Source organism: Aeromicrobium sp. 9AM (genome assembly GCF_902506105.1).
Taxonomy (GTDB): Bacteria; Actinomycetota; Actinomycetes; order Propionibacteriales; family Nocardioidaceae; genus Aeromicrobium.
Genome location: NZ_LR733304.1, coordinates 1,031,192 through 1,047,869 on the forward strand (window position 1 = coordinate 1,031,192; position 16,678 = coordinate 1,047,869).

The 16,678-nt window shown below is 63.9% G+C and carries 13 protein-coding genes and 3 rRNA genes; 13 read left to right on the plus strand and 3 right to left on the minus strand.

The features are described from left to right. Positions 1 to 13: 13 nt before the first annotated feature. Together BOSE46_RS11260 and BOSE46_RS11265 are read right to left on the minus strand one after the other, a co-directional pair. Positions 14 to 682 carry a response regulator gene (locus tag BOSE46_RS11260; RefSeq protein ID WP_159540330.1) on the minus strand — a complete coding sequence of 223 codons (669 nt, stop codon included), beginning with the start codon at positions 680 to 682 and terminating at the stop codon, positions 14 to 16. Further along, a complete protein-coding gene (locus BOSE46_RS11265) occupies positions 679 to 2,271 on the minus strand; it encodes a sensor histidine kinase (protein WP_201299614.1) in 1,593 nt (530 codons plus the stop codon). Before BOSE46_RS11265 ends, BOSE46_RS11260 begins: the two co-directional genes overlap by 4 nt. An 82-nt stretch (positions 2,272 to 2,353) precedes the next feature. On the opposite strand from BOSE46_RS11265, the gene BOSE46_RS11270 reads away from it, so the two are divergent. Genes BOSE46_RS11270 through BOSE46_RS11285 form a run of 4 tightly spaced genes read left to right on the plus strand, consistent with a single transcriptional unit; the run spans position 2,354 to position 5,776 of the window. Further along, on the plus strand, positions 2,354 to 3,349 hold the full coding sequence (locus BOSE46_RS11270; RefSeq protein WP_159540332.1) for a tripartite tricarboxylate transporter substrate binding protein: 996 nt from the start codon (positions 2,354 to 2,356) through the stop codon (positions 3,347 to 3,349). Continuing rightward, complete coding sequence (locus BOSE46_RS11275; RefSeq protein WP_159540333.1) at positions 3,346 to 3,870, plus strand: tripartite tricarboxylate transporter TctB family protein; 525 nt, start codon at positions 3,346 to 3,348, stop codon at positions 3,868 to 3,870. The genes BOSE46_RS11270 and BOSE46_RS11275 overlap by 4 nt, the downstream gene beginning before the upstream one ends. Next, positions 3,870 to 5,378, plus strand: a complete 1,509-nt coding sequence (locus BOSE46_RS11280; protein ID WP_159540334.1) for a tripartite tricarboxylate transporter permease — start codon at positions 3,870 to 3,872, stop codon at positions 5,376 to 5,378. The genes BOSE46_RS11275 and BOSE46_RS11280 overlap by 1 nt, the downstream gene beginning before the upstream one ends. After that, positions 5,375 to 5,776: a universal stress protein gene (locus BOSE46_RS11285; RefSeq protein ID WP_159540335.1), complete on the plus strand. Its 402-nt coding sequence runs from the start codon at positions 5,375 to 5,377 to the stop codon at positions 5,774 to 5,776. Before BOSE46_RS11280 ends, BOSE46_RS11285 begins: the two co-directional genes overlap by 4 nt. A 91-nt stretch (positions 5,777 to 5,867) precedes the next feature. Here the strand turns inward: BOSE46_RS11285 and BOSE46_RS11290 are convergent, their stop codons facing one another. After that, positions 5,868 to 6,518, minus strand: coding sequence for a DsbA family protein (locus BOSE46_RS11290; protein WP_159540336.1), 651 nt, complete (start codon positions 6,516 to 6,518; stop codon positions 5,868 to 5,870). A 74-nt stretch (positions 6,519 to 6,592) separates the two neighbouring features. On the opposite strand from BOSE46_RS11290, the gene BOSE46_RS11295 reads away from it, so the two are divergent. From BOSE46_RS11295 to BOSE46_RS11335, 9 genes are all read left to right on the plus strand, one after another. Beyond that, positions 6,593 to 6,979: a universal stress protein gene (locus BOSE46_RS11295; RefSeq protein WP_159540337.1), complete on the plus strand. Its 387-nt coding sequence runs from the start codon at positions 6,593 to 6,595 to the stop codon at positions 6,977 to 6,979. 60 nt (positions 6,980 to 7,039) lie between these two features. Beyond that, positions 7,040 to 8,299 (plus strand): tyrosine--tRNA ligase, encoded by a 1,260-nt coding sequence (tyrS, locus tag BOSE46_RS11300; protein WP_159540338.1) that lies wholly within the window; start codon positions 7,040 to 7,042, stop codon positions 8,297 to 8,299. Between the two features lie 494 nt (positions 8,300 to 8,793). Then, positions 8,794 to 10,311, plus strand: a 16S ribosomal RNA gene (locus BOSE46_RS11305). Positions 10,312 to 10,662: 351 nt separating this feature from the next. Beyond that, positions 10,663 to 13,764, plus strand: a 23S ribosomal RNA gene (locus BOSE46_RS11310). Between the two features lie 106 nt (positions 13,765 to 13,870). Then, a 5S ribosomal RNA gene (rrf, locus tag BOSE46_RS11315) occupies positions 13,871 to 13,987 on the plus strand. The 16S, 23S and 5S rRNA genes sit together here, the layout of an rRNA operon. Positions 13,988 to 14,063: 76 nt before the next feature. Next, positions 14,064 to 14,999 (plus strand): tetratricopeptide repeat protein, encoded by a 936-nt coding sequence (locus BOSE46_RS11320; RefSeq protein WP_159540339.1) that lies wholly within the window; start codon positions 14,064 to 14,066, stop codon positions 14,997 to 14,999. Between the two features lie 74 nt (positions 15,000 to 15,073). Further along, complete coding sequence (locus tag BOSE46_RS11325) at positions 15,074 to 15,412, plus strand: single-stranded DNA-binding protein (protein WP_159540340.1); 339 nt, start codon at positions 15,074 to 15,076, stop codon at positions 15,410 to 15,412. Then, positions 15,409 to 16,428 carry an HAD-IIA family hydrolase gene (locus tag BOSE46_RS11330; RefSeq protein WP_159540341.1) on the plus strand — a complete coding sequence of 340 codons (1,020 nt, stop codon included), beginning with the start codon at positions 15,409 to 15,411 and terminating at the stop codon, positions 16,426 to 16,428. The genes BOSE46_RS11325 and BOSE46_RS11330 overlap by 4 nt, the downstream gene beginning before the upstream one ends. Next, complete coding sequence (locus tag BOSE46_RS11335) at positions 16,425 to 16,676, plus strand: hypothetical protein (protein WP_159540342.1); 252 nt, start codon at positions 16,425 to 16,427, stop codon at positions 16,674 to 16,676. Before BOSE46_RS11330 ends, BOSE46_RS11335 begins: the two co-directional genes overlap by 4 nt. Positions 16,677 to 16,678: the final 2 nt, after the last annotated feature.

Sequence of the window (16,678 nt, forward strand, 5' to 3'; positions counted from 1 at the left end):
CCATGCGCTCGCGTCAGGCGGTCGCTGTCCAGCGGTAGCGGCGCTCGGGCCGTCCGGCGCTGCCGTAGTTCAGGCGTACGACGGCCTGCTCGTCGTCGACGAAGTGCTCCAGGTATCGGCGGGCACTGACCCGTGAGATGCCGACCCGTTCGCCGCACTCGGTCGCCGACAGCTCCCCGGCATCACGCAGTGCCGCGCCGACCAGTCCCGCGGTCTCGTGGCTGAGGCCCTTGGGCAGGGGCTGGTCCGCCGGCTGTGTCGTGCCGAACGCGCGGTCGATCGATTCCTGATCGGCCTCGCCCGGCTCCAGCAGGGCCAAGGTGTCCCGTACGCGGAGCAGCCGGGTGGCGAGGTCCGGATACTCGAACGGCTTGACCAGATACTGCATCGCGCCGCCGTGCAGTGCCTGTCGTACGACATCGGCGTCCCTGTCGGCCGTGACCATCACGACGCCAGCCACGTTGCCGGTGGCCCGCAGTCTTTGCAGGACCTCGAGGCCGCTCATGTCGGGCAGGTGGACATCCAGCAGGATCAGGTCGGGCGCCAGCTCGTCGACGAGGCGAAGCGCCTGCTCGCCGTTGCGCGCCGTGCCGACGACGGTGAACCCCTGCGTCTTCTCGACGAACTTGGCGTGGATCCCCGCCACCATGAAGTCGTCGTCGACGACCAGCACGCCGATCATGATGCGCCGCCGCTCAACGGGAGCTCGACCCGGAACGTCGTGCCGTCCTCGTGATCGACCGTGACGCTGCCGCCGCGTTGCGAGCAGATCAGCTGGACGAGCGGCAGCCCGATGCCTCGGCCGCCCAGCACGTCCGGCTTGGTCGAGAAGCCGCGGACGAAGATGGCCTCGCGCAGGTCGGCCGGTATGCCCGGGCCGTTGTCCCTGACCTCGAGGACGAGGTGGTCGTCCTGGACATGCATGTCGACCACGACGCGGGCCGACGGCTCGCCGCGGCATGCGTCGATCGCGTTGTCGACGAGGTTGCCGACGACCGTCGTCAGGTCGGCGGACTCAGCCGATGTCAGAGCCTTGAGGCGAGCGGTCGGGCCCAGCGTCAGTGACACACCAGCCTCGGCCGCGACGCTCGACTTGGCGATCAGCAGCGCCGCGAGGGCGGGATCGGCGACCCGGCTGGTGACCTCGTCGGTGATCTCCGCCCGGCGCCGGGTCAGCGTGCCCACCAGGGCCGTCACCTCGTCGTACTCCTCCAGCTGCACGAGTCCCGAGATGGTGTGGAGCTGGTTGGCGAACTCATGGGTCTGGGCGCGGAGGGTGTCGGTGATCGACAGGTTCGAGCTCAGCTGGCTCTGCATCGAGACGAGCTCGGTCCGGTCACGCATGGTCGTGACGGTACCGATGCCCTCGCCGTGGCTCGACGCCGATCGCTGGTTGAACACCAGCACCCGCCCGCCGACGAGCACGACGGCGTCCTGGCTGCCACCGCCGGCTGTGAGCAGCTCGCTGACCTGCGGGTCGAGGCCCAGGTCCGCGACCGGCCGTCCGACCACGTCCGGTGTGAGCTCCAGCAGCTCGCGCGCGCCGTCGTTGATCATCGTGACCTTGCCGTCGGTCCCGACCGCGATGACGCCTTCGCGGATGCTGTGCAGGAGCGCCTCGCGGTGATCGGCCAGCGTGGCGATCTCGTGTGGTTCGAGCCCGCGTGTACGCCGCTTGATGAGCCGCGCGAGCAGCAGCGACCCGGCCACACCCAGCAGCGCGCCGATCCCGAGGAACAGGGCCAGGTCGGGAGCCGCGTTGGTCAGCCGCTGCCAGGTGGACGGATAGCGCTGTTGGGCGATCGACAAGCCCACGAGCGTGCCGCTGTCGTCGAGGATCGGGGCATGTCCGGCCACTGCCTCGTGACCGTTGTCGTCGACGTCGCCGACCCACCCGCGCCCCTCGCGCACACGACTGTCGCCGAGGTCGATCCGCTTGCCGACGAGCCGTGGATCGGACGACGACAGCACGATGCCGTCGGGATCGGCGATCGTGACCTCGGTCGCTCCTGACAGGCTGAGCGCTCGGCTGATCGACGGGGCCAGTGTGCTGGCGGGGGTCGGGCCGTCGATCTCGGAGCGTACGACCGAGATGTTGGCGAGGTACTCGGCGACCGAACGCATCTGCGATCCGCGCTCGCTCGCGAACGTCGTGGTCGACTGGCGAACCGAGATCACCGCGACGATCGCCAGGACCAGGGCGACGACGAGCAGCTGCAGGGCGAGGAACTGCCCGGCGAGGGTGAGCCGTTGCCGGCGCGGTGACCACAAAGAACACAACCTCCTTTGGTTCCGCAATAGTGACTCACGCCACACGTGGGGGCCATGCTCGGGGTCGACCACAGGAGGTTCCATGACGTCGAGACGACGTGTCCACGCAAGGCTCGCGGGTGTCATCCTCGCAGTCGCCGCAGCGATGGTGCTGGCGAGCTGCGGCGTCACCCGCGGGACAGACGACGAGGGCCACCGCCGGCTCCAGATGTGGATCCCCAACAGCCCCGGCGGTGGGTACGACCTCACGGGCCGCGCCGCCACGCACGTCCTGGAGGACGCGGACCTCGCCGGGCGGTTCGAGATCACGAATGTGCTCGGCGCGAGCGGGACCGTCGCGATGCAGCGACTGCTCAACGCCAAGGGCGCCAACGACGTCGTCATGACGATGGGGCTTGGCGTCGTGGGCGCGGTCTACACCAACGAGTCGAACGCCCGCGTCTCCAAGGCGACGCCGATCGCCCGGCTGATCGAGGACCAAGAGGCGCTCATCGTGCCCAAGGACTCGCCGTACAAGACGGTCGAGGACCTGATGGCGGCGTGGAAGAAGGACCCCAAGAGCGTCACGATCGGCGGCGGATCGTCGCCGGGCGGCCCCGACCACCTCTTCCCGATGCAGCTGGCCAAGACCGTGGGCATCGACCCCAAGGCCGTCAAGTACATCCCGTACGACGGTGGTGGCCCCCTGACGACGGCGCTCCTCGGGGAGAAAATCGATGTCGGCACCTCGGGGCCGAGCGAGTTCGAGGGGCAGATCAAGGACGGCTCGCTCCGGGTGCTCGCGGTCTCGGGTGGCGAGCGCCTCGACAACGTCGATGCGCCGACCCTCAAGGAGTCCGGCGTCGACATGGTGTTCACGAACTGGCGCGGCGTCCTCGCGCCTCCCGGCATCAGCGATGAGACCCGGGACTACCTCATCAAGCTCTTCACCGACATGCACGCCACCAAGGGCTGGCAGGCCGAGCTCAAGCGCAACGGCTGGATCGACGCGTTCGCGACCGGTGATGAGTTCGGCACGTTCTTGAAGGAACAGGACCAACGCGTCGCCTCGACGCTCAAGGAGCTGGGACTCGCATGACCACGACACAACAACCATCCGCAACACCCCGTGACGGCCGGGTCGTCGACCGGGCCCAGTACGCCCTCGCCGCCGGGATCGGCATCGCCGGTGCGTACGTCACCTACGACGCGACCACCCTGCACAAGGGATTCGCGGACCAGCCGGTCCAGCCCTACACGTTCCCGTACATCGTCGGAGCGGGGCTGATCGTCCTCGCGGTCCTGCTGGCACTCGCCACGGCGCGGGGTGACGTGGCCGAGTCCGAGGAGGGCGAGGACGTCGACCTCACCAAGGGCAGTGACTGGGTCACGGTCGGCAAGCTCGTCGTGGTCTTCGCGCTCAACTTCGCGTTGATCAGCTGGCTCGGCTGGGCCATCACCGGGGCACTGCTGTTCGCCGGCACGGCGCACGTGCTCGGGGCCCGCTCGATCGTCCGGTCCCTCGCGATCGGCGTCGTGCTGTCGGTCCTGTCCTGGTACGGCTTCTACTCCGGTCTGGGTCTCGCGATCCCGGCCGGCGTCCTGGACGGAGTGCTCTGATGGGATCGTTCGACCTGTTGATGCAAGGCTTCGAGAACGCCTTCACCCCGACCAACCTGCTCTACGCGTGCATCGGCGTGCTGCTCGGCACCGCCGTCGGCGTGCTCCCCGGCATCGGCCCGGCGATGACGCTCGCGCTCCTGCTGCCGATCACCTACAGCGTCGAGCCTGCGAGCGCGCTGATCATGTTCGCCGGCATCTACTACGGCGGCATGTACGGCGGGTCGACCACCTCGATCCTGCTCAACACTCCGGGGGAGTCCTCCTCGGTCGTGACGGCGATCGAGGGCAACAAGATGGCCAAGGCGGGCCGAGCGGCTCAAGCCCTCGCGACCGCGGCGATCGGTTCCTTCGTCGCGGGCACGATCGGCACACTGCTGCTCGTGCTGTTCGCCCCGAAGCTGGCCACCGAGGTCGTCAAGCTGGGCGCACCGTCGTACTTCGCGCTCCTGCTCCTGGCCCTCTTCGCGGTCACCGCAGTCCTCGGCACCTCGCGTCTGCGCGGGTTCACCGCGCTGTTCATCGGGCTGGCGATCGGCCTGGTCGGCACCTCGACGGGACAGCCCCGCCTCACGTTCGGCAGCCCGCTGCTCGCCGACGGCATCGACATCGTGGTCGTCGCGGTCGCGATCTTCGCGATCGGCGAGGCGCTGTGGGTCGCGTCCCACCTGCGCCGCCGGCCGCTCGACATCATCCCGGTCGGGCAGCCCTGGATGAGCCGCGACGACTGGGGCCGTTCGTGGAAGCCGTGGTTGCGCGGCACCGCGTTCGGATTCCCGTTCGGCGCCCTGCCCGCCGGCGGCGCTGAGCTCCCGACATTCCTGTCGTACATCACGGAGCGCAAGCTCGCCAAGAACCCCGAGGAGTTCGGCCACGGCGCGATCGAGGGCGTGGCGGGACCCGAGGCGGCCAACAACGCGTCGGCAGCCGGCACACTCGTGCCCCTGCTGGCGATGGGCCTGCCCACCACGGCGACGGCAGCCGTCATCCTGCTGGCGTTCCAGAGCTACGGCATCGAGACCGGTCCCGGCCTGTTCGACAGCCAGCCGCTCTTGGTGTGGACGCTCCTGGCGAGCCTGTTCATCGGCAACACGCTGCTGTTGGTGCTCAACCTGCCGCTCGCACCGGTGTGGGCCAAGCTGTTGCAGATCCCGCGGCCGTACCTCTACGCGGGCATCCTGTTCTTCGCCTCGCTCGGTGCCTACAGCGTCAACTTCCAGTGGTTCGACCTGCTGATCCTGCTCGTCATCGGCCTGCTCGGCCTGGCGATGCGGCGCTTCGGGCTGCCGGTGCTCCCGCTGATCATCGGCGTGATCCTCGGCCCCAGGCTCGAGGCGCAGCTGACCGAGGCTCTCGCGATCTCCTCGGGCAAGGTCAGCACGCTGTGGAGCGAGCCCGTCGCGGTCATCGTGTACGTCATCATCGCCGGCGCGCTGCTGTTCATCATGGGCAACGGCGTCCGCACTCTCCTCCGCAACAACAACCAGAAGAAGAAGGTCCTGGCATGAGCGTGGTCGTCGCATACAGCGCAGATGTGTACGGCAAGGCGGCTCTGGCGTACGGCGCCACCGAGGCGTCGCGGCGCGACGAGAAGCTCATCGTCGTCAACGACACCAAGGGCGACGCGTACGTCGACAAGCGGCTCGCGGCCGACGCGGAGATCGAAGCCCTGCGCGCCGAGCTCAGCCGGCTCGACGTCGAGACGGAGATCCACCAGGACGTCGTCCGAGACGTCGCCGAAGCGGTCCTCCAGGTCAGCGCCGAGTCATCGGCGAGCCTGATCGTCGTCGGCGTACGCCCCCGGTCGCCGGTCGGCAAGCTGCTGCTCGGCAGCGTCGCCCAGCGGATCATCCTGGACGCGACCTGCCCCGTGCTGGCGGTCAAGCCCGACGGATCCGGCGTCTAGTCCTCGTCGACAGACTCGGTGGAGGGAATCTCGCAGACGCCGTCCTCGCACACGGGGGCGGTGTCTGCGCCCACCATCTCCAGAGGCCCGATCATTCGCCCGACGCCGCCTTCTGCAGCACGTCGACGAACACCGACGGGTCCTGAGCGCCTGACACACCGAACTTGCCGTCGATCACGAAGAAGGGCACTCCGCTGATCCCGTACGCGATGGCCTGGTCCTTGTCCGCCTGCACGTCGGCGAGGAACCGCTCGGACTTCAACGCGTCGACGACCTCGGCCCGGTCGAGCCCGATCTCCTCGGCGAGGTCGGCGAGATCGTCGACCCGGCCCACGTGCCGGCCCTGCTCGAAGTACGCCGAGAGCAGCCGTTCCTTCATCTCGAGCTGCCGGCCCTGTGCCTTGGCGTAGTGCAGCAGCTCGTGCGCCTTGACGGTGTTGGTGTGCTGCAGCGCGTCGAAGTCGTACGACAGGCCCTCGGTGCTCGCGAGCTGGGTCATCTGCGCCAGCATCGACTCGACCTGCGCGGCCGGCATGCGCTTGTGGCCGACCAGGAAGTCGACCTCGGTGCCCTCGAAGTCGACCGGTGTGTCCGGGGCCAGCTCGAAGGAGTGGTACTCGACCTCGATCGATCCACCGCCTTCGGCGAACTCGGCCGCTGCGGTCTCGAACCGGCGCTTGCCGACGAAGCACCACGGGCACGCGATGTCTGACCAGATGTCTACCTTGACTGTCTCGTTCACGACGTGTGCAACGCCATGGTTCGCGGCAGATATTCCGTTCGCCACGGGGCATCTCGCACCGCTACGCTCATGTCATGACAATTGCTGTCGCATACCGGCCCGACGAGTTCGGACGGGCCGCCCTCGAGTGGGCTGCCGCGCAAGCGCGCGCCACGGATGACTCGCTCATCATCATCAACGTCCACCGGGTCGAGCCCCGCCTCGACACCGGTCATGCCAAGGGTCGTCACCTCCAGGACGTCACCGAGGCTCTCGCCAAGGACAACGTGACCTACGAGCTGCGGCAGGTCGAGGGTGAGAACATCGCCGGCACCGTCCTGTTCGAGGCCGAGCAGGCCGGCGCATCCCTCGTGGTGATCGGCGTACGCCCGCGCAGCCCGGTCGGCAAGATCCTGATGGGCAGCGTCGCGCAGCAGATCCTGCTCGACTCGGCAGTGCCTGTCGTCGCTGTCAAGCCTTAGAGGAGACGGGGGAGTGCCGCGCTAAAGTCGCGGTGCATCCCCGACCTTAAGGACTGGCCAGTGACCCACGTACTCGACGACCTCGACGCGCGAGGACTCATCGCGCACTCGACGGACCGCGACGCCTTGCGCGCGGTGCTGTCAGCGGGGCCGATCACCTACTACGTGGGGTTCGACCCGACAGCCCCGAGCCTGCACATCGGCAATCTCCTGCAGATCCTCACGGCTCGCAGGCTGCAGCTCGCCGGCCACAAGCCGTTGATGCTCGTCGGCGGGTCAACGGGCCTGATCGGTGATCCGAAGGAAGCCGGCGAGCGGGTCATGAACACCAAGGAGACCGTCGGCGAGTGGGTCGACAACATCCGTGAGCAGGTCTCGCGCTTCGTCGAGTTCGGTGGCGACAACGGCGCGACGGTCGTCAACAACCTCGACTGGACCGCCGGCCTCAGCACGATCGACTACCTCCGCGACATCGGAAAGCATTTCCCGGTCAACCGCATGCTGGCCCGCGACGTCGTCAGCAACCGTCTCGAGTCCGGCATCAGCTACACCGAGTTCAGCTACGTCCTGCTGCAGTCCCTCGACTACCTCGAGCTGCATCGACGCCACGGGTGCGTCCTGCAGACCGGCGGCAGCGACCAGTGGGGCAACATCACTGCCGGCGTCGAGCTGATCAGGCGAGCAGACGGCGACAAGGTCCACGCCATGGCGACGCCGTTGATCACCAAGGCGGACGGCACCAAGTTCGGCAAGACCGAGTCCGGCACGGTGTGGCTCGACCCAGGTCTCACGAGTCCGTACGCCTTCTACCAGTCCTGGATCCAGGCCGAGGACTCCAAGGTCATCGAGTACCTCCGCCAGTTCACGTTCCTCGATCTCGACGAGATCAGCGCGATCGAGGCCGAGCACGTCGAGAAGCCCGGGCTGCGCGCCGCCCAACGGCGGCTCGCTGCCGAGGTCACGACGATCGTGCACGGCCCGGAGGAGACGGCGGCGGCGGAACTGGCCTCGCGCGCCCTGTTCGGGCGGGCCGAGCTCGCCGAGCTGTCGGAGCCGACGCTCGCGGCCGCCCTGCGCGAAGCCGGCGCCGTCGACCTCCTGTTGGCGGACCGACCCAATGTCGTCGACGCCTTCGTGGCCGCCGGCCTCGCCGAGAGCAAGTCCGCAGCACGTCGAGCGGTGGCCGACGGGGGAGCGTACGTCAACAACGAACGCGTCTCCGACCCCGATCTCGAGCTCACCTCTGAGCGCCTCCTGCACGGCAAGTGGGCGGTCCTGCGCAAAGGAAAGCGGTCGATCTCGGGCGTGTCGGTGTCCTGAACCCCGTCATTTCAGGGGCTCGGAACCATGTGACGTGGACCATACGGACCCGATTTGACGAAGCGGGAAACGCCCCCGTAATGTTCTTCTTGTTGGACAGCACGGCGGAGCGAAAGGCCGAAAGGCCGGTCACTCGGAGCTTCCAACCAGCTCAACCGAAACGGTCGACGGCACGGCGCCTCAGGCGCCCGGAGACGGACCGCGGACAACGAAGCTGAACATGGTGACCGACCCGGTTTGACCGGTGAAAACGAGCCGTGTAAGTTAGACGAGTTGCCCCAAGGCAGAGACCGCGAGGTCGAAGCCGAGGTGAGCGTCTGATCCTTGAGAACTCAACAGTGTGCCAAAAGTCGACGAGATTAATTAGTAGTACCCCGTCGAGACCATCGGAGAGCTTAGGCTCGCCGACCTTGATGGAAATCAATTCCGACAATTTATTTGTCAGCAAATAGTTTGTCAGAGTCGAACTGAAGTTTGGCAGCGCTTTAGCTGCTTCAACGGAGAGTTTGATCCTGGCTCAGGACGAACGCTGGCGGCGTGCTTAACACATGCAAGTCGAGCGGTAAGGCTCCTTCGGGAGTACACGAGCGGCGAACGGGTGAGTAACACGTGAGCAATCTGCCCTTCTCATCGGAATAACCATTGGAAACGATGGCTAATGCCGAATATGACCTCGGATCACATGTTCTGAGGTGGAAAGCTCCGGCGGAGAAGGATGAGCTCGCGGCCTATCAGCTTGTTGGTGAGGTAATGGCTCACCAAGGCATTGACGGGTAGCCGGCCTGAGAGGGTGACCGGCCACACTGGGACTGAGACACGGCCCAGACTCCTACGGGAGGCAGCAGTGGGGAATATTGGACAATGGGCGAAAGCCTGATCCAGCAACGCCGCGTGAGGGATGACGGCCTTCGGGTTGTAAACCTCTTTCAGCAGGGACGAAGCGAAAGTGACGGTACCTGCAGAAGAAGGACCGGCCAACTACGTGCCAGCAGCCGCGGTAATACGTAGGGTCCGAGCGTTGTCCGGAATTATTGGGCGTAAAGGGCTCGTAGGCGGTTTGTCGCGTCGGGAGTGAAAACTCAGGGCTCAACCCTGAGCGTGCTTCCGATACGGGCAGACTAGAGGTATGCAGGGGAGAACGGAATTCCTGGTGTAGCGGTGGAATGCGCAGATATCAGGAGGAACACCGGTGGCGAAGGCGGTTCTCTGGGCATTACCTGACGCTGAGGAGCGAAAGCATGGGGAGCGAACAGGATTAGATACCCTGGTAGTCCATGCCGTAAACGTTGGGCGCTAGGTGTGGGGACCTTCCACGGTCTCCGTGCCGCAGCTAACGCATTAAGCGCCCCGCCTGGGGAGTACGGCCGCAAGGCTAAAACTCAAAGGAATTGACGGGGGCCCGCACAAGCGGCGGAGCATGCTGATTAATTCGATGCAACGCGAAGAACCTTACCTGGGTTTGACATATACCGGAAAGCTGCAGAGATGTAGCCCCCTTTTGGTCGGTATACAGGTGGTGCATGGCTGTCGTCAGCTCGTGTCGTGAGATGTTGGGTTAAGTCCCGCAACGAGCGCAACCCTCGTCCTATGTTGCCAGCACGTAATGGTGGGGACTCATAGGAGACTGCCGGGGTCAACTCGGAGGAAGGTGGGGATGACGTCAAGTCTTCATGCCCCTTATGTCCAGGGCTTCAAGCATGCTACAATGGCCGGTACAAAGGGCTGCGAAACCGCAAGGTGGAGCGAATCCCAAAAAGCCGGTCTCAGTTCGGATTGGGGTCTGCAACTCGACCCCATGAAGTCGGAGTCGCTAGTAATCGCAGATCAGCAACGCTGCGGTGAATACGTTCCCGGGCCTTGTACACACCGCCCGTCACGTCATGAAAGTCGGCAACACCCGAAGCCAGTGGCCCAACCGTTTACGGAGGGAGCTGTCGAAGGTGGGGCTGGCGATTGGGACGAAGTCGTAACAAGGTAGCCGTACCGGAAGGTGCGGCTGGATCACCTCCTTTCTAAGGAGCATTTGGCAGCCGGCGCAAGCCTGGTTGTCCATTGAGTTGTTTGTACGGCGAATGTCTGTACGCAACTCAGCTCACTAGTGGATCGTCGATTATTTGGCTTGGTAACGGCCAACAGCGTCAGTACTTCCCCTTGGGGAGTGGAACCTCGCTGGAACGTAGTTACCAACTCAGGCACACTGTTGGGTCCTGAGGGATCAGCTCGTAAGAGTTGAGACCTCGGACCACATACCCCCACGAACCACCAGGTTCACCCGTCAGGGACATCTGGTAGGCGCGGGATCTTTATGTGGGACCGAACGTATTTTGAGAACTTCACAGTGGACGCGAGCATCTTTGTAGTAACAACAAGCTACTAAGTGCACATGGTGGATGCCTTGGCATCGAGAGCCGATGAAGGACGTTGGAGTCTGCGAAAAGCCCCGGGAAGGTGACAACCGACCTGTGATCCGGGGATGTCCGAATGGGGAAACCCACCTGGAGTAAAGTCCAGGTACCTCTGTCTGAACACATAGGACAGTAGGAGGGAACGTGGGGAAGTGAAACATCTCAGTACCCACAGGAAGAGAAAACAAAAGTGATTCCGGTAGTAGTGGCGAGCGAAACCGGATCAGGCTAAACCTCAGTGATGTGATAGCCGGCAGGCGTTGTCACTGGGGTGTTGTGGGACCACATGGTCTGTTCTGCCGAGCAGACAAAGAGTCATAAACCATGAGTGAAGTGAAAGCCAACTGGAAAGTTGCGCCATAGAGGGTGATAGCCCCGTACACGTAAGCTCATGGCTCTTTTGTGTCATCCCAAGTAACACCGAACCCCTGAAATTCGGTGTGAATCTAGCGGGACCACCCGTTAAGCCTAAATACTCCTCGATGACCGATAGCGGACTAGTACCGTGAGGGAAAGGTGAAAAGTACCCCGGGAGGGGAGTGAAATAGTACCTGAAACCATGTGCATACAATCCGTTGGAGCTCTTCCTTGTGAAGGGTGACAGCGTGCCTTTTGAAGAATGAGCCTGCGAGTTAGCGTTCTGTAGCGAGGTTAAGGCGTCGAGCCGTAGCCGTAGCGAAAGCGAGTCCGAATAGGGCGACCATAGTTGCAGGATCTAGACCCGAAGCGGAGTGATCTATCCATGGGCAGGTTGAAGCGCGGGTAAGACCGCGTGGAGGACCGAACCCACCTAGGTTAAAAACTGGGGGGATGACCTGTGGATAGGGGTGAAAGGCCAATCAAACTCCGTGATAGCTGGTTCTCCCCGAAATGCATTTAGGTGCAGCGTTGCGTGTTTCTTGCCGGAGGTAGAGCACTGGATGGGCTAGGGGGCCTACAAGCTTACTGAACTCAGCCAAACTCCGAATGCCGGTAAGTGAGAGCGCAGCAGTGAGACAGTGGGGGATAAGCTCCATTGTCGAGAGGGAAACAGCCCAGACCATCAGCTAAGGTCCCAAAGCGATAACTAAGTGGAAAAGGATGTGGAGTCGCAGAGACAACCAGGAGGTTGGCTTAGAAGCAGCCACCCTTGAAAGAGTGCGTAATAGCTCACTGGTCAAGTAATTCCGCGCCGACAATTTAGCGGGGCTCAAGTTATCCACCGAAGCTATGGGATTCATGCAATAGCCAGGCCTTCGTGGTCCAGGCGCATGGATCGGTAGGGGAGCGTCGTGTGGCCAGCGAAGCGGCGGAGTGATCCAGCCGTGGAGGCTACACGAGTGAGAATGCAGGCATGAGTAGCGAATGAGGAGTGAGAAACTCCTCCACCGAATGACCAAGGGTTCCAGGGTCAAGCTAATCTTCCCTGGGTAAGTCGGGACCTAAGGCGAGGCCGACAGGCGTAGTCGATGGACAACGGGCTGATATTCCCGTACCGGCATTAGATCGCCCATGCCGAACCCAGAAATGCTAAGTGCCCAAAACTGGCGGGACTCTTCGGAGCGAAGCCGGCGCTGCGCACGACCCGATCTGGTAGTAGGCAAGCAATGGTGTGACGCAGGAAGGTAGCTCATCCCGGGCGATGGTTGTCCCGGGCTAAGGACGTAGGGCGAATGGTAGGCAAATCCGCCATTCACATGCCTGAGATCTGATGGGGAGACGTTTTAGTCGAAGTGAGTGATCCTATGCTGCCGAGAAAAGCATCTAGCGAGATCTAGAGCCGCCCGTACCCCAAACCGACTCAGGTGGTCAGGTAGAGAATACTAAGGTGATCGAGTGAACCATGGTTAAGGAACTCGGCAAAATGCCCCCGTAACTTCGGGAGAAGGGGGGCCGGATGCGTTATCGGACTTGCTCCGAGAAGCGTTGAAGGCCGCAGAGACCAGGCCCAAGCGACTGTTTACTAAAAACACAGGTCCGTGCTAAGTCGAAAGACGCCGTATACGGACTGACTCCTGCCCGGTGCTGGAAGGTTAAGGGGACGTGTCAGCGCAAGCGAAGCACAGAACTTAAGCCCCAGTAAACGGCGGTGGTAACTATAACCATCCTAAGGTAGCGAAATTCCTTGTCGGGTAAGTTCCGACCTGCACGAATGGAGTAACGACTTGGGCGCTGTCTCAACCATGGACTCGGCGAAATTGCACTACGAGTAAAGATGCTCGTTACGCGCGGCAGGACGGAAAGACCCCGGGACCTTTACTATAGTTTGGTATTGGTGTTTGGTTCAGTTTGTGTAGGATAGGTGGGAGACTGTGAAGCTTGGACGCCAGTTCAGGTGGAGTCATCGTTGAAATACCACTCTGGCTGTACTAGATATCTAACCTAGGTCCATTATCTGGATCAGGGACAGTGCCTGATGGGTAGTTTAACTGGGGCGGTTGCCTCCTAAAATGTAACGGAGGCGCTCAAAGGTTCCCTCAGCCTGGTTGGCAATCAGGTTTCGAGTGTAAGTGCACAAGGGAGCTTGACTGTGAGAGTGACAGCTCGAGCAGGGACGAAAGTCGGAACTAGTGATCCGGCGCTGGCAAGTGGAAGCGGCGTCGCTCAACGGATAAAAGGTACCCCGGGGATAACAGGCTGATCTTCCCCAAGAGTCCATATCGACGGGATGGTTTGGCACCTCGATGTCGGCTCGTCGCATCCTGGGGCCGTAGCAGGTCCCAAGGGTTGGGCTGTTCGCCCATTAAAGCGGCACGCGAGCTGGGTTTAGAACGTCGTGAGACAGTTCGGTCCCTATCCGCCGCGCGCGTAGGAAACTTGAGAAAATCTGTCCCTAGTACGAGAGGACCGGGATGGACGAACCTCTGGTGTGCCAGTTGTTCCGCCAGGAGCACTGCTGGTTAGCTACGTTCGGAAGCGATAACCGCTGAAAGCATCTAAGCGGGAAGCGTGTTTCAAGATGAGGTTTCCCACTGGTTTACCAGGTAAGGCCCCCAGCAGACCACTGGGTTGATAGGCCGGAGGTGGAAGTGCAGCAATGCATGGAGCCGACCGGTACTAATAGGCCGAGGGCTTGTTTCTTACAAAGATCTACCGCGTCCACTGTGAGGTTCCCGAGATATGTTCGGGAACCGGAAAAGCTCTCTTCATGAGAGCTCCAAGGTTTTGATTGATATCTCAATAGAGTTTCGGCGACCATGGCGAAAGGGAAACACCCGGTTACATTCCGAACCCGGAAGTTAAGCCTTTCAGCGCCGATGGTACTGCACGGGAGACTGTGTGGGAGAGTAGGACGTCGCCGGACAATCTTTAGCGCGAGGCCGCTCCTTCGGGAGCGGCCTTGCTGCATTTACGCAACATTTTGATGGAAGGAACGACTCATGGCAGAGTCGAGAAACCCCCGCCGTGACGGCGGGAAGCCTGCTGGCCGTGGAGCCGGCAGTGGTGGTGCCCGAGGCGGCAAGCCTGGCGGACAGGGTCGTGACCGTCGTGGCAGCGGGGATCCCGTACGCCGTGATGGCAAGCCCACCGATCGACGCGACAGCAAGCCCACGACGCCGCGCCGCGACGGCAAGCCCTACGAGGCCCGTCGCGATCGCCGCCAGGAGGAGGGCGACCGCACGGCTGCCCAGAAGATCTATGACGGACCGCCGATCCCGGACGACGTCAGCGCGAAGGATCTCGACAAGCACGCGCGCCAGGCGCTGCAGAGCCTTCCCGAGAAGCTCGCCGACAAGGTCGCGCGTCACCTCGTGATGGCCGGACTGCTGATCGCCGAGGATCCCGAGACCGCGCACCTGCACGCGCTTGCTGCCAAGGCACGGGCAACGCGTACCGGGCTGGTTCGTGAGGCGTGCGGTGAGACGGCGTACGCCGCCGGCAAGTTCGCCGAGGCGTTGTCGGAGTTCCGCGCTGCTCGCCGGATGACCGGTGGCTACCTCTACGCGCCGATGATGGCGGACTGTGAGCGCGCTCTGAAGCGTCCTGACAAGGCGATCGCCTACGACACCCCGGAGATCCGGGGCCAGCTCGACGATGCCGGCCAGATCGAGCTGTCGATCGTCGTGGCGGGCGCACGCCGGGACCAGAAGCAGTACGACGCCGCGGTGCGGCTGCTCGAGACCGAGCCGCTGCACACCAAGGGGCGTTCGGACTGGGTGCCGCGTCTCCGTTATGCGTACGCCGACGCACTGCTGGATGCCGGGCGCCGTGACGAGGCGATCGAGTGGTTCCACCGCACGGTCGCTGTCGACGGCAACGGGCAGACCGACGCCGAGGAGCGACTGGCCGAGCTCGACAAGCGTCCACAGGCCTGAACCTCACGCGTCGTCGTCCACAACGCACGCCCTGAACAATGCCCTCTGCCCTTGGTGGAGGGCATTGTCATGTCATGACTGATGACAACAATCGAGTACATCTTGTGGGCCGGGTGTCGGCGGACCCCGAGACCCGAGTCCTTCCCAGCGGCGACGAGGTCGTCTCGTTCCGCCTGGTCGTCCGGCGCAGTGCCGCCGCGCGGCGACGCTCCAAGCAGGTCGTCGACACGATCGAGTGCTCCGCGTGGAGCGCCTCGATGCGCCGCACGGTGGGTCGCCTCGAGGCAGGCACCGAGGTCGAGGTGACCGGCGAGCTGCGTCGACGCTTCACCCGCGGCGCCATCAGCTTCGTGTCCGTGGACGTCGACTCCTGCCGGAAGGTCACGGCGCCGGCGGTAGCCTCGGGGGCATGACACTGAGCGCCACCGGCCTGGGCTCGACGACGCAGGCGCTCAGCGCACGCTACGACCTGGCAATGCTGGATCTCGACGGCGTCGTCTACGTCGGCCCGGACGCCGTCCCTGGTGCTGCCGACGCGCTCAAGGCGGCGCAGGCCAACGGGATGCGACTGGCGTACATCACGAACAACGCCGCGAGGACTGCGCACGACGTCGCTGAGCATCTTCGGGAGCTCGCGATGCCCGACGTGAGCGACGGCGACGTGGTGACGTCGGCGCAGGCGGTGGCACATCTGGTCGCGGATGCCGTGCCCGCTGGCTCGCCAGTGCTCCTCGTGGGCGGCGAAGGCCTGCGATCACCACTCGAGGAGCGCGGGCTGCGCTGCGTGGCGAGCCTGGACGACGGGCCGGTCGCTGTCGTTCAGGGCTTTCATCCGGATGTGGGCTGGCGTCAGCTGTCCGAGGCCTCGTTCGCGATTCAGGCAGGGCTCCCGTGGTTCGCCAGCAACACCGACCTCACGATCCCGACCGCGCGCGGCATCGCGCCGGGGAACGGCTCGCTGGTGCAGGCCATCCGCAATGCGACGGGAGCGTCGCCGATCGTTGCCGGCAAGCCGGAGAAGGCACTGTTCGACGAGACCATGGAGCGAGTCGGTGGCAAGAACCCGCTCATGGTGGGCGACCGGCTCGACACCGACATCGACGGCGCGATCAATGCCGGCACCGACAGCCTTGCGGTCCTGACGGGGGTCAGCACGTTGCAGGAGATCCTGGATGCGGGGCCGGAGCACCGGCCCACCTTCGTGTCGGCCGACCTCGCTGGACTCAACGAGACTCACCTCGAGGTCGAGTACGACGCGGACCGGTCTCGATGCGGGTCTGCGACGGCACTGGTGCGTGACGGTGTCGTCAGCGTGGAGGGTGGCGACCCGCGAAGCACCGACGCCCTGCGTGCTGTCGTTGGACTCGCGTGGTCGGTGCGTGATCGCTCCGACGAGTCCGTGACGCTTGATGGGACACTGAAGGCATGAGCGACCCTTCGACAAGCTCAGGGACCGACGTCCCTGACGAGACCCACGACGAGCCGGTCGACGAGCTGGCGGGAGAGACGGTCCAGTCGACGGGCCATGCCGACATCGACGCGGCACTCGAACGACTGGATCGACTCGACGGCCTCGAGATCACCGCGCATCCTGAGGAGTTCGACGCGATCCACCGGGTGCTGCGCGAGTCGCTTGCCAACGCCGGCCGCGACGGGGACATCCCCGAGAGCGCGTGAGG

What these genes read in the sequence shown, in the direction of transcription:
- BOSE46_RS11260 (WP_159540330.1), bottom strand. Translation starts at nt 682, where the DNA reads ATGATCGGCGTGCTGGTCGTCGACGACGACTTCATGGTGGCGGGGATC.
- BOSE46_RS11270 (WP_159540332.1), top strand. Translation starts at nt 2,354, where the DNA reads ATGACGTCGAGACGACGTGTCCACGCAAGGCTCGCGGGTGTCATCCTC.
- BOSE46_RS11275 (WP_159540333.1), top strand. Translation starts at nt 3,346, where the DNA reads ATGACCACGACACAACAACCATCCGCAACACCCCGTGACGGCCGGGTC.
- BOSE46_RS11280 (WP_159540334.1), top strand. Translation starts at nt 3,870, where the DNA reads ATGGGATCGTTCGACCTGTTGATGCAAGGCTTCGAGAACGCCTTCACC.
- BOSE46_RS11285 (WP_159540335.1), top strand. Translation starts at nt 5,375, where the DNA reads ATGAGCGTGGTCGTCGCATACAGCGCAGATGTGTACGGCAAGGCGGCT.
- BOSE46_RS11295 (WP_159540337.1), top strand. Translation starts at nt 6,593, where the DNA reads ATGACAATTGCTGTCGCATACCGGCCCGACGAGTTCGGACGGGCCGCC.
- BOSE46_RS11320 (WP_159540339.1), top strand. Translation starts at nt 14,064, where the DNA reads ATGGCAGAGTCGAGAAACCCCCGCCGTGACGGCGGGAAGCCTGCTGGC.
- BOSE46_RS11325 (WP_159540340.1), top strand. Translation starts at nt 15,074, where the DNA reads ATGACTGATGACAACAATCGAGTACATCTTGTGGGCCGGGTGTCGGCG.
- BOSE46_RS11330 (WP_159540341.1), top strand. Translation starts at nt 15,409, where the DNA reads ATGACACTGAGCGCCACCGGCCTGGGCTCGACGACGCAGGCGCTCAGC.
- BOSE46_RS11335 (WP_159540342.1), top strand. Translation starts at nt 16,425, where the DNA reads ATGAGCGACCCTTCGACAAGCTCAGGGACCGACGTCCCTGACGAGACC.